The organism is Fructilactobacillus sp. X7R9C1 (assembly GCF_059901005.1).
The window spans coordinates 29,584-42,471 of record NZ_JBWXVG010000005.1 but is presented as its reverse complement, the minus strand read 5'-3'; the positions used below and the strand labels follow the sequence as shown (position 1 = coordinate 42,471).

Below are 12,888 nucleotides of genomic sequence, written 5' to 3'. Positions count from 1 at the left end.
TAATATAACACTGTTATCTTAAATTGAGCAATCAATCCACTGGAGGAATTTTCATGGCAAACGTTCGTAACCAGGATAAAACCCATTCCCTATTACTAGAGGCCGGGTTTAAGGCCTTTCTAAAAAACGGGTTTGATAAGACAAAGATTCGTGAAATTTGCCGAAACGCTAACCGGACAACCGGTTCCTTTTACAAACACTTTGAATCAAAGGATGCGATTCTAGATGAAATTCTTGATCCCTTTATTAAGCAATTAAAAGACGAATATGAGAATCAGTTTAATCAGGGAATGGCTAAAATCAGTCCAGCCAGCGTTCAAACGGTGTGGAAACAAAACATTTTGAATATGAATCCAATCATCCACACCCTTTACGCTAATCCGAAGTATAAGGAATTAATTCTTTTTAAATCAGAGGGGTCGAAGTACGACAATCTAGCCGAAATGCTAACGAAGTACTTTACCCAAAAAATTGCTAACGCCATTGGGATCATGCAAGAACGTAACATCATCCTTGTTAGCTTTAAGTTTAACTACCAGGAACTGCATTTTCACGTGTTCTCGTTTTATGCTACTTTTTGTGACATTTTGAAACATCGGTATAACGAGCAAGAGGCCATCATGCTGTGTAACAACCTCTACGACTTCTTCTACCCGGGATGGATGGCATGGCTGTCCATTTAGTTTGTTTTTAATAACACCGTTATTTAAGAACCCTTTCAATAGCACTTGAAGGGGTTCTTTTTGGCTTTACCAAACATTTACATAAAAAGACCGTAAAATTTACTTAACATTTACATTCACCTTATATACTTGGTTCGTAAACAAAATAATGTCCATTTAAACCAAAGGAGATTTCGTCCATGTCATTAGGCAAAAAGAAAAAGGTTGCATTGATATTAACGTGTGGACTGCTGGCGCTGGGACTAGCCGCGTGCGGATCATCTTCTTCCACCAAGGCCAAAAACGGTAATAAGATTACCGCCGTTGGCTCCACGGCACTTCAACCACTGGTCGAGCAAGCGAGTCGAGAGTATCAGGTTAGTAACCCGAAAGTTAACATTAACGTCCAGGGTGGTGGATCTGGAACTGGCCTAAGCCAAATCCAACAGGGAGCCGTCAATGTTGGTAATTCAGATGTCTTTGCTTCCCAACAACCAGGTGTTACTGCTCGCGATTTAGTTGATCATAAGGTTGCCGTTGTTGGAATTGCCCCGGTTGCCAATAAAAAAGTGGGAGTGAAAAATCTCTCAATGAAACAACTTGAACAAATCTTCACTGGTAAAGTCACCAATTGGAAGCAGGTCGGCGGAAATAACGTCAAGATCGTGGTGATTAACCGGGTCGAGGGAAGTGGAACCCGGATGACCTTTGAACAATCCGTTTTAAAGGGCAAAAAAGCCGTCAACGCTCAGCAACAAGACTCAAACGGAACGGTGCAACAGATTGTCTCATCGACTCCCGGTGCGGTTAGTTACCTCTCGTTTCCATATTTAAACAATAAAACGCAAAGTATTTCCATCGATAAGGTGCAACCAACCGACCCTAACGTGGAACATAACAATTGGAAAATCTGGTCGTATGAACACATGTATACCAAGGGCAAGCCCACTGGAACCACCAAAAAATTTATTGATTACATGCTTTCAGATCATGTTCAACAGAAATTAGTCAAGCAGATCGGATACATTCAAGTTAAAAACATGAAATTTGAAAAGAATGCTGAAGGTCAAGTTCAAGCGGTTAAATAATTATGAAAGTGGTTTTTATATGAATGACATTAAAGAAAAATTACTGAAACCATCAAAAGAAACTCATCAAGATAAGGTTGGTCATTTTATCAGTCTCATATGTATCGGCCTGATCGGCATCCTCGTCATTACCATCCTCTTCTTCATCACCACCAAGGGACTGGCGACCTTTACTTCCGATCACGTCAGTATCATCGATTTCTTCACTAAGGGAACCTGGAATCCAAGTCAAACGGGACCAAATGGGAAACCAGAAGTTGGGGCACTTCCAATGATCGTCACCTCATTTGCGGTCACCCTACTATCCGCCATTCTTGCCACCCCATTTGCGATTGCCATGGCCCTTTTCATGACCGAAATTGCGCCCAAACGAGGGCAAAAGATTCTGCAACCAGTAATCGAATTACTCGTTGGAATTCCATCCGTTGTTTATGGTTTCATCGGCCTAATGGTCTTGATTCCCATCGTTAGAACGGTGTTTGGGGGAACCGGTTCTGGGATTTTACCAGCTACCATCGTTTTGTTCGTCATGGTTCTTCCGACCATCACCTCAATGTCAGTTGATGCTTTAAAGGCCGTCCCACGAGACTACCGGAGTGCTGCCCTATCACTTGGAGCCACTAAATGGCAAATGATGTACAAAGTGGTCTTACGGGCTGCCACTCCGGGAATCCTTACCGCGATGATCTTCGGAATGGCGCGCGCCTTTGGTGAAGCACTAGCCGTTCAAATGGTCATCGGAAATGCAGTCCTCATGCCAACCAGCTTGACAAGTCCAACTGCAACTTTAACCAGTCAACTGACGACCCAAATGGGTAATACCATCATGGGAACGTTGCCTAACAACGCCTTATGGACATTGGCCTTAGTTTTACTAGTAATGTCACTAGTATTCAACGTCATCGTAAAACTAATTGGAAAGAGGAGTGCATTTAAAAAATGAAAATAAATGCCAAAAAAATTAATAAGTTCGCCATTGGGACCATCTGGGCCTTAGTCTTAGTCGTAGTTCTGATCTTAATCTTCCTACTCGGTTACATCCTCATTACCGGTCTACCCGATATCTCGTGGAAGTTTTTAACCACCACGTCCAGTTCGATCAGTGCCGGCGGTGGAATTAGAGATCAGCTCTTTAATTCCGTCTACCTGCTAATACTGACGATCATCATCTCGCTGCCAATCAGTCTTGGGGCCGGAATTTACCTGGCAGAGTATGCCAAGGACAACTGGCTCACAACGCTCGTTAAAACGGCCATTGAGGTTCTAAGTTCATTGCCTTCCATTGTCGTTGGTCTGTTTGGATACTTGGTGCTAGTAATCAAGTTTCAACTTGATTACTCCATTCTGTCAGGAGCGATTGCTTTAACCATCTTCAACCTGCCACTCCTTACCAGAAGTGTCGAAGATTCCATCGAGGAGGTGCCAAAGTTACAAAGAGAAGCCGGGTTATCGCTTGGACTCTCCAAGTTTAAAACCATTACTGGAGTTGTGCTACCCCTCGCGATCCCGGGCATCATCACCGGTGTCATCCTTAGTTCTGGTCGAATCTTCGGGGAAGCCGCCGCCTTGATTTACACTGCTGGTCAAAGTGCGCCAATCGTAAGTTACACCAACTGGAATCCTTTCAGTCCCAGCAGTTTCCTAAATCCCATGCGTCCAGCTGAGACCCTTGCAGTTCATATCTGGAAACTAAATACCGAGGGAATTGTTCCAGACGCACACGTTGTTTCAAGCGGCGCCTCAGCGGTTCTTATCATTGTTATCTTAGTCTTTAACCTGTCGTCTCGGTTCTTAGGTAACTGGGCTTACCGCAAGATGACTGGGACTTCTAGAAAAAAGCGAGGTTAAAACATGGCTCAACAAAATTACGATTTAGACCACCATCAAATTATTACACCACCAGGAGAAATGGCCCTTGAGACCGAGGACGTGAACGTCTTCTACGGTAAAAAGCAAGCTACATTTGATGCTTCACTGGCATTCTCAAGGTTCAAGATCACCGCCCTCATTGGAGCATCTGGATCTGGCAAATCAACCTTCCTTCGCTGTCTCAATCGAATGAATGATGGTGTGGCAAACGTTACCGGTAGAATCATGTACAGAGACGTAGACATTAACCAAAAAAAATTAAACGTCTACGTCCTTCGAAAAAACATTGGCATGGTCTTCCAACACCCCAACCCCTTTGCCAAAACCATTCGTGAGAACATTAAATTTGCGCTTAGAAAACATGGCGTAAAAGATCCACGGGAACTTGATCAACGAGTAGAACAAAGTCTAAAAGCCGCTGCACTATGGGACGAAGTCAAAGACAAGCTGGATACAAGCGCCCTTGAATTATCTGGTGGACAGGCTCAAAGGCTCTGTATCGCTCGTTCAATCGCCATGCAACCTGACATCTTGTTGTTAGACGAACCAGCGAGTGCTCTTGATCCCATTTCAACCTCTAAGATTGAAGAAACGCTTCTAGAGTTAAAGAAAAAATATACGATTATCATCGTGACCCATAACATGCAACAAGCCGCCAGAGTCAGTGACTATACCGCCTTCTTCCATCTTGGACACGTCATGGAGTACGCTAAAACAGCTGACATTTTCACCAGACCACAGGTCAAAGCCACTGAGGATTACATTTCCGGCAACTTCGGTTAAGGAGAAGTAAATGACAACTAAAACGGAACCAAAAGAGATTATCAAAACTGAAAACGTCAATTTGTACTATGGAAAGCGAAAAGCGTTGCACGACATTAATTTAAACTTCAAACAAAATGAGATTACCGCCCTAATTGGACCATCTGGATGCGGAAAGTCGACATACCTCCGTTGTTTAAACCGAATGAATGATCTTATTCCAAACATTACCATCACGGGAAGCTTCACGCTCAATGGTCACAATATTTATGGTCCAAAAGAAGACATCGTGGAACTCCGAAAAGAAGTCGGAATGGTTTTCCAGCAACCCAATCCCTTCCCCTTTTCCGTGTACGATAATGTCACCTTTGGCTTAAAATTAGCTGGCGTTAAAGATAAGCAACTATTGGACGAACGCGTTGAAGAATCTCTAAAGCAGGCGGCTATCTGGGATGAAGTTAAGGACAAACTTCATAAAAGTGCGCTTTCATTTTCTGGAGGACAACAACAACGAATCTGCATTGCTAGACTCTTGGCCATTCAACCAGACGTGATTTTACTGGATGAACCAACGAGCGCGCTCGACCCTATTTCGAGTCAGATGATTGAGGACACCCTCCTAAACATCAAGGACAAGTATACGATCATCATCGTGACTCATAACATGTCACAAGCTTCTCGGATCTCAGACAAAACGGCGTTCATGCTGAACGGTCGACTAGTGGAAGTAGGCAAAACCAAAAAAATGTTTATGAATCCTGATAAGCAAGAAACAAGTGACTATCTCAACGGAAAATTTGGATAAGGAGAATGACTATGGGAGCATTATTTGATGATGAATTAAAGAAACTTAAAGGACACTTCATGGAAATGGGATTTGACAGTAGTGAACAAATCTATCAAGCCACCAAATCTTTCATTGATCATGATAAGGACCTCGCACGCAAAATCATTGCAGAGGACCCCAAGATTAACAACGAAGAAATGGATTTAGAGAAACAGTCCTTACAACTGATCGCACTCCAGCAACCCGTTGCCAGTGATTTTCGTCAAATTATCAGTATTTTAAAGGCCAGTACCGACATTGAACGAATCGGCGATCACGCCAATACGATTGCGAGAGAAACCATTAACGCCAAGGGCCATGAACGAATCCCGGCGGTCGAAAAAGTCATCAGTGAAATGACTGAACAAGTCCGTTCAATGTTAGAACAGGTACTAGAGGCCTTCTTTGAGGGCAATGCCTCGGAAGCCAAGAAAATTGCTGACCAGGATGAATCAATTGACAAGTATTACCATTCCACCAGAAAGTTAGTAACTGAATCCCTGAAAAAGAACAGTAAGACGGCGCAAGCGGCCCTAAGCTACTTAATGGTCATCCGATTGCTCGAACGGATCGGTGACCACGTCGTGAACCTCGCCGAGTGGCTCGTTTACAATCAAACCGGCAAGATGGTCGAACTCAGTCACAGCACCAATCACGATGAAGAATACTTTGAAAACAACAAGTAACAAAGAAACCACCCTGATATTTCTATCAAGGTGGTTTTCGCTATTTATTGGTTACTGGTTCGCTCAAAGAAGTCCAAAAACAACTGTTCTTCTTTTGGATCGTTTTGCCACAATAATTCTGGGTGCCACTGGATTCCCATGATACTAGCATCTTCATTTTCAACCGCTTCGATGACGCCATCAGGGGATTTGGCCGTGACGGTCAAACTCTCTCCGACCCTTTTTAGGGCCTGATGATGAATTGAGTTCACCACCAGATGGTTTCCAATGGAATGGACCAACTGGCTTTTGGCTTTCACTTGCACCTCATGAAAATTATGCTTCGGATCGTCGTGTTTCACGTGTTGAACGTTAGACTTGGGTAAATCAGTGGCAATGTCTTGATAAAGACTACCACCAAAAGCTACGTTTAATACTTGAAGCCCCCGACAGATCCCTAAAAGTGGTTTTCTCCGGCGCACCATTTCTTTAATCAGTCCCATTTCCCACTCATCATGGGGTCGATAGTGCGCATCATCTGGTTCGACTGATTTTTCGTGGAATAATTCCGGTTGAACATCTTGACCACCAGGAATAATTAGGCCGTCAACTAAGTCAACGTATTCGGAAATCATATCAAGCTCAGCCATGGGAATAATAACAGGCAGAATGCCGTGTTTTTGCAGTAAATCAATAAAAACTTGAGCAGTATAATTGGCGTAATCAAGGTTATAGTTAGACGTCTTAATCCGGTTAACGTTTGCCGCAATTCCAATTCTCAAAATGAACCCCTCCATTACAATTTAGTAATTCCTAATGAATAAGAGCCATCCCGAATTAACGGGATAGCTCTTATTTGGTTTAGAAGTTAGTTTGGTCCAACTTTCCTATAATTGCAATAGCTTAATTAATTTTTTAATCTTTATTCGGAACTCAGACTCACAATTGGATCTAATTTAGCGGCCTTGGCTGCTGGAGCAAGTGCTGCTAGTAAACAAATAATAACAAAGACTAGTGCCCCAATAATGGAATTGGCCGGTGAAATTTGAACAATTGCATACTTAATCGCTCCATTAGAAATCGTATCCGCTCCCCATTCGGCCAGGTAGGCGATGATAACCGCAAAGATGGACGAGAAGACTCCCAGAATAAAGGCTTCGGAGAAGAATAGGTTTCGAATGTTGCCCTTGGTAAAACCAAGTGCCCTTAGAATCCCAATCTCCTTGGTTCGTTCGGCAACACTAATGTAGAGCACCACGATGATCATAATTGCTGACACAAGGAGCGAAATTGCCGCAATTCCTGCTAGAACCCAAACAGCGACGTTAATGTAAGTGTTCAGTGTTGATACAATCGCACCCGCACCAGTAATTTGGTACTTGGCTTGTTGATTGGGTCCCTTCAACGACTTAATCTTATCTTGAACGGGTTGAACGTTGGGAACTCCACCAGCGATGTTCACCGCGGCAAAGTTCGGTTCGTACTTCATTTTAGCCTCACTAAACATTGACTTCATCGTGTTGGAACTAACAAGTGCCATTGGGTTCACGTCACTAGTCACCCCACTCACAGTAACCTCTTTTGATAGGACGTGGGGCTGCCCGTTATCATCGGGAGCATTCGCAAACAACTTAATTTTTTGGCCCGTCATGTCGTACGGCTTCTTCTTATTAAAGCTTTGGGCCGTCTTCTTATTAATCAACACCTGATTATCTTTAGTGGGGACTGCTCCGGATTTAATGTTCTTCTTTAAGACCGCTCCTTGATAGTATGTTTGAATGTACTGAACGGAAGCGGTTTTATCGGCCGCCTTAAACTGACCGCCAGCTAAAAACTTACCTAACGTTGAACTTTTGACATTCTTTAGGTCCTGCAACTGTTGGTTATCCTGGTTGGTCAGAAGTTCATTTTTAGGGTTTTGTTCCTCTCCCTGTTTCTGTTTTCGACTAACCTGAATGGTAGTGGGATTAACCTCTGAATAAATTTCATGATTAATGTATCCCTTGACCCCATTGCCGAGACCTAACATGAAAATGACCGAAAAGATGCCGATGGCCGCCCCAAAAATAATTAACAGGTTGCGCTTCAGGTTATAACGAAAGTGTTCGAAGGCCATCGTAAAGATGGAAGCAAGTTTGGCCGGACGCGCCTGAAAGTCCGCCTGCGTTTTATTAACCGGGTAAGCGGGTTTTAAAATCCTATCTTCATCAATCTTCCCGTTGGCTAAATGAACGATCCTCGTTCCATAATTGGCAACCACCTGAGAGTGGGTGACGGCAATTACCAGTTTTCCGTCTTCTGCAATTTCGTTCATTAGTTCCAAGATGTCATCAGTATTTTGAGCGTCCAAGGCACCAGTTGGCTCATCAGCAATGATGATATCTGGGTCAGAAGCAAGTGCTCGAGCAATTGAAACCCGCTGCATTTGTCCACCTGAGAGTTGATTGGGGTACTTGTTACGGTGGTCATACAAACCAACCTTTTTTAAAAGTTCAGTGGCCCGTGCTTCTTGTTGTTTATGCGTTAAAGTTGTCATTTCTAAAGAGACCATCACGTTCTCTTTAATGGTCAGATGATTCACAAGGTTAAAGTTTTGAAAGATAAAACCAATTGTGTTGCGCCGATACTCATCAAGTTGTTTACTGGTATCTTTTTTTAACGATTTCCCGTCAATTAAAACGTCACCGGAATAATCACTGTCTAGTCCAGCGATAATATTCATAAGGGTCGTCTTTCCACCACCAGATTCTCCCAGGATGGAAACAAATTCCCCACGATCGAAGTTGAGACTGATCCCGTTTAAAACATGAAAATCCTGATTATCCACATAATAGGACTTTTTGATGTTTCTTAGTTCTAAATAAGCCATTTGGTTCTCTCCTTCTTTTTTAGTAGTGTCCATTTTAAACCAATTTAACCAAAAGTAAATTTTAACCTGAAAGTAAGACTGGCCTTAACGGAAAATTAAAAAAATAATTTTGTGAAATATTTTCGTAATTTTTTCATAACAATAATTAAAATTAATTGCTTAATTCCCACTCTAATGCCGTTATCTATTTCACTTATCAAATTTCTTCTTTGTTCAATTTTTATTGGATCTATTTCAGAAGCTGGAATGCCCTTGCAAACAGTTTTCAAACGGTTTACATTATTACTTGGAAACAAATCTGATATTCCTGAAAGAAATCTTTCCATTTTTTTCGATCAGTTATGTTCAGATTGTAACGATATTAATTCATCAACTTTTCGAAAGGAAGTTATCTTATGTCAAAAATGAAAGCTTTAGTTATGACAGCTAAGCAACACATGGAGATTGAAGACAGAGATGTCCCAACCCCTAAGGACGACGAAGTCTTAGTTGAAACTGCCTACGCTGGTATCTGTGGTACCGATCACGCCTTATACAATGGTCTCCCAGGTTCAGCTGATGCTACTCCTCCAATCGTATTAGGTCACGAAAACTCTGGAGTTGTTTCCGCAGTTGGAAAGAACGTTAAGGACTTCAAGAAGGGTGATCGTGTTGTTGTTGACCCTAACATTTACTGTGACAAATGTTTCTACTGTCACACTGGCCGCTACGAATTGTGTGAAAACCTATCGGCCGTTGGTGTAACTAGAGATGGTGGTCTTGAAGACTACTTCACTGCCCCAGAAAAGGTTGTTTACCACATTCCTGATGAACTATCACTTCAAACTGCATGCTCAATGGAACCACTTTCATGTGCCGTTCACACGATGAAGATCACCGAAAACATTACCCCTTACCAACACGCTTTAATCATTGGTGATGGATACATGGCTAAGTTGTTTGCTCAACTACTTAGAATCTACGGAATCCAGAACATTGACATGACTGGTAGACATGATGAAAACCTTGCTTGGGAAAAGAAAGAACTTAACTTAAACAAGGTTATCAACACGACTAAGGAAAAAATCACTGACAAGTACGACATGGTAATCGAATGTGTTGGAAAGCCTGAAACCCAAGAACAAGCTGTTGAAGCAACTAATCCTGGCGCTCAAGTTATGATGTTTGGTGTTGGTGCACCAGGTCAAACATTTAACATGAACACTTACGAAATCTTCAAGAAGCAATTAACCATCAAGGGTTCAATGATTAACCCCCACAGTTTCGAAGATTCAATTGCTTTACTTTCAGATGGTTCCGTTAAGGTTACACCTTTCCAACACAACATCCTTACTTTAGAACAAGTACCTGGTGTATTAGCTGGTACTGACAAGGTTCAAGGCAAGTCAATTGTTAAAGTTAATGGTAATCTTAAATAATTGAACCAAAATCTGATCGTGGAGGGAAACTATGGCGAAGAAAACCGCTAATAGAAAAGCCAAACGTACCATTTCCATGACAGCTTCAATTATGTTCTTTATCCTTTCATTAATAATTAACTCTGCTGGAAATGTTTTGACTCTAGTAACAACTGCTAAGATTCATCCATCTTTTCTAGGTTCAGCTTACTGGACCGCAGCCGAAACCAACCTTGGAAATGCATTTCACTGGAACTTATTCTGGGCATTTCTAATCTTGGGAGTTGCCATTACCATTTTGAACGCCTTTTTAGTCGGTCACTGGGATTGGGGACGTGCCATTGGAAACGTCATCTTCATGGTTCCGTTCTCAGCACTCATCCAGGTCTTTGATGACTTCTTCATGGATGGTTCACTTCCAGTAATTGGAAAAGTATCATTTTTTGCTGGATTCCCTGAAGCCAAGGGTTGGATGATGGTCGCTTTCTATGTTCTCTTGAATTTCTTCGGGGTAGCATTGATTGCAACCGCCATCTCAATCTACCAACGAGTCAACTTAGTCTTGCATCCCGCTGATGATTTGATGCAGATCCTGCGATTTAAGTACTTCAATGGTGCTGCTGGGAAAGCCATGTGGGCTTCCTACATCCCACCGACTGTCATGGCAGTGGTTGCCTTTGCAATTACTCGTCAATTTACTAACTTAGGAGTAGGAACGATCTTTGCGTTTCTATTCCAAGGTGGAATCACTGGACTTGCTGATAAATACATCTTCCCTCACCTAAAGCATCAAGCGTTAGATGTTGGTGATGAATCAACGGTTGCCGTTGATATTGACGAAGACGAAAAGACGAAGAAAAAATAAGCAAAAGAAATAACCGATCTCAACCGAGATCGGTTATTTTTATTTAAACCACTATTTCAAACTTTTTAAAATCTCGCTCAATGCTGGTTGACCATAAACGTTATAACGTTTCTTGTACGCATCAATCGTTTTTTGGTCAAAGTTCTCTGGGTCAAGTGGGACAAAACTAGTATCAATTGGGTCAAACGCTTTAATCTTAGCGTCAATCACAATCGGCTTCGTGTTACCTTCAGCCTGCATTCGGTCAATCTCAACCATGACACTATCAAGTTCATCTTGACCTGAAACTTTAAAGCCATGAGCACCCATGCCTTCAGCAACTTGGGCAAAATCCGCTTGATAGAGGTCAACACCATAATCACTAATGCCAGATTGAACGTCTTCGTGTTCAATGTAACCAAAGCGTTCGTTTGACAAAACGACATTGATAATCGGCAAGTTGTACTTGGCCTGCGTAATCACATCCTGCATGACCATTGCAAATCCCCCATCACCTGAAATCGACCAAACTTGACGATCAGGATATGAGAGTTTAGCAGCAATGGAAGCTGGTAGACCAAAGCCCATTGTTCCAAACCACGGTGACATGGCAAACTGCTGCTGCTGATTAAAGGGAAGTTGACGAATGGAATGCATGGTGTTGTTTCCAACGTCAAGTCCATAAACCGCATTCGACTTAGAATGGTCAGCGATTGCTTTCAAAACAGTCTCAGCTCTGAGACCCTCGTCGTAGTCAGTCGCAATGCTATCAAGCCATTTTAACCAATTCTCGCGATCAATTCGAGCGGCTTTTAAGAAATCACTCTTAGGAAGCTTTACATCTGAATCAATTAACATTTCTAAGAATTCCTTGGCATCACCGTGAATCGTGAGGTTGGCCTGATACTGACGACCCAAATCAGCCAGATTGTTATTAACTTGAATGATTTTTTTATCTTTAGGCATGAAGCGAGCAAACGGAAAGTCGTTTCCAAGCATAATAATCAGATCGGCAGCCTGAGAAACTTCAAATCCAGGTTTCGTTCCCAGTCTACCACGAGCACCCATGTAACTCAGATTGTCGTTTGGCATAATCCCAGTTGCAGGAGCCGTGGACAAGACTGGCATGCTAAACTGATCGGAAACTTTCACGATCTCATCTCGGGCACCCTTAGCACCTCTTCCGTACCAAAGAACCGGATGTTTGGCTTTCTTAATCATCTTAATGGCTTCATCAACGTCAGCTTGTTTAGGGTGAACCGTTTTAATGCTACTTGAAACGTTGGCTGTCTTAGTTGGTTCATAGTCAATCTCAGTTCCAAGTAAATCATTCGGTAAGATGACGACTGCTGGCCCCTTCTTTTGATAGGCCGTCCTGATGGCTTCATCAATAATCTTCGGTATCTGATCGGCAGTTGACGCCTGGCGGTTGTAAACCGAAACGTCAGCAAACATTGGCAGTTCATCCATTTCCTGAAAGAACCGCGTGTTCATCATTGGTTGGGGAACTTGTCCAACGAGGGCTAGCATTGGCGTATTGTCTTCCTTCGCGTCGTATAAACCATTAAACATGTGAGTCGCACCAGGACCAGCCGAACCAAAGGCGACCCCAATCTTACCGGTATACTTATGGTCAGCGGAAGCGGCCAAAGAACCGACCTCTTCATGTCTAACCTGAATATATTTAATGTTCTTTTTTTCCTCATCTAGCGCATTCAATAAGTTATTCAAAGAGCCAGCTGTGATGCCATACAAATGGTCGACATCCCAACTCTCAAGCACTTTCACCAGTGCTCTACTTGCTGTCATTTTACTCATAGAATCCCTCTTTTCGTTTTTTCCAATTTAACTGTTGACCCAATTGAATTATAAACCACTCCATCAATTTATCCTATCAGAAGCAATA

Annotated in this window: 12 protein-coding genes; 9 read left to right on the top strand and 3 right to left on the bottom strand. The window is 42.5% G+C overall.

From position 1 onward, the window contains the following. The first annotated feature begins 53 nt into the window (after positions 1 to 53). From AC6UD0_RS04635 to phoU, 7 genes are all read left to right on the top strand, one after another. The gene (locus AC6UD0_RS04635; protein ID WP_500699614.1) at positions 54 to 683 is read left to right on the top strand and encodes a TetR/AcrR family transcriptional regulator; all 630 of its coding nucleotides are present in this window, start codon (positions 54 to 56) and stop codon (positions 681 to 683) included. 179 nt (positions 684 to 862) lie between these two features. Next, positions 863 to 1,750 carry a phosphate ABC transporter substrate-binding protein PstS family protein gene (locus AC6UD0_RS04630; protein WP_500708270.1) on the top strand — a complete coding sequence of 296 codons (888 nt, stop codon included), beginning with the start codon at positions 863 to 865 and terminating at the stop codon, positions 1,748 to 1,750. Between the two features lie 19 nt (positions 1,751 to 1,769). After that, entirely contained in the window at positions 1,770 to 2,693 is a 924-nt protein-coding gene (pstC, locus tag AC6UD0_RS04625; protein ID WP_500695807.1) for a phosphate ABC transporter permease subunit PstC, read from the top strand. 2 nt (positions 2,694 to 2,695) lie between these two features. Next, entirely contained in the window at positions 2,696 to 3,598 is a 903-nt protein-coding gene (gene pstA / locus AC6UD0_RS04620; RefSeq protein ID WP_500694137.1) for a phosphate ABC transporter permease PstA, read from the top strand. Positions 3,599 to 3,601: 3 nt separating this feature from the next. After that, the gene (gene pstB / locus AC6UD0_RS04615; protein ID WP_500708269.1) at positions 3,602 to 4,402 is read left to right on the top strand and encodes a phosphate ABC transporter ATP-binding protein PstB; all 801 of its coding nucleotides are present in this window, start codon (positions 3,602 to 3,604) and stop codon (positions 4,400 to 4,402) included. Between the two features lie 10 nt (positions 4,403 to 4,412). Continuing rightward, positions 4,413 to 5,186 carry a phosphate ABC transporter ATP-binding protein PstB gene (gene pstB, locus AC6UD0_RS04610; RefSeq protein ID WP_500695808.1) on the top strand — a complete coding sequence of 258 codons (774 nt, stop codon included), beginning with the start codon at positions 4,413 to 4,415 and terminating at the stop codon, positions 5,184 to 5,186. 11 nt (positions 5,187 to 5,197) lie between these two features. Continuing rightward, on the top strand, positions 5,198 to 5,893 hold the full coding sequence (phoU, locus tag AC6UD0_RS04605; RefSeq protein WP_500694048.1) for a phosphate signaling complex protein PhoU: 696 nt from the start codon (positions 5,198 to 5,200) through the stop codon (positions 5,891 to 5,893). Positions 5,894 to 5,937: 44 nt separating this feature from the next. Here phoU and AC6UD0_RS04600 read toward each other — a convergent pair whose 3' ends face one another. Together AC6UD0_RS04600 and AC6UD0_RS04595 are read right to left on the bottom strand one after the other, a co-directional pair. Beyond that, a complete protein-coding gene (locus AC6UD0_RS04600; protein WP_500708267.1) occupies positions 5,938 to 6,654 on the bottom strand; it encodes a gamma-glutamyl-gamma-aminobutyrate hydrolase family protein in 717 nt (238 codons plus the stop codon). A 140-nt stretch (positions 6,655 to 6,794) separates the two neighbouring features. After that, positions 6,795 to 8,741 (bottom strand): ABC transporter ATP-binding protein/permease, encoded by a 1,947-nt coding sequence (locus AC6UD0_RS04595; RefSeq protein WP_500708265.1) that lies wholly within the window; start codon positions 8,739 to 8,741, stop codon positions 6,795 to 6,797. Between the two features lie 404 nt (positions 8,742 to 9,145). Here AC6UD0_RS04595 and AC6UD0_RS04590 point away from each other — a divergent pair, with 404 nt between their 5' ends. Next, the gene (locus AC6UD0_RS04590) at positions 9,146 to 10,159 is read left to right on the top strand and encodes a zinc-dependent alcohol dehydrogenase family protein (protein WP_500694138.1); all 1,014 of its coding nucleotides are present in this window, start codon (positions 9,146 to 9,148) and stop codon (positions 10,157 to 10,159) included. Between the two features lie 31 nt (positions 10,160 to 10,190). Next, on the top strand, positions 10,191 to 11,003 hold the full coding sequence (locus tag AC6UD0_RS04585) for a DUF6198 family protein (protein ID WP_500695811.1): 813 nt from the start codon (positions 10,191 to 10,193) through the stop codon (positions 11,001 to 11,003). A gap of 51 nt (positions 11,004 to 11,054) precedes the next feature. On the opposite strand, the gene spxB is transcribed toward AC6UD0_RS04585, so the two are convergent. Next, positions 11,055 to 12,800, bottom strand: coding sequence for a pyruvate oxidase (spxB, locus tag AC6UD0_RS04580; RefSeq protein ID WP_500696958.1), 1,746 nt, complete (start codon positions 12,798 to 12,800; stop codon positions 11,055 to 11,057). Positions 12,801 to 12,888: the final 88 nt, after the last annotated feature.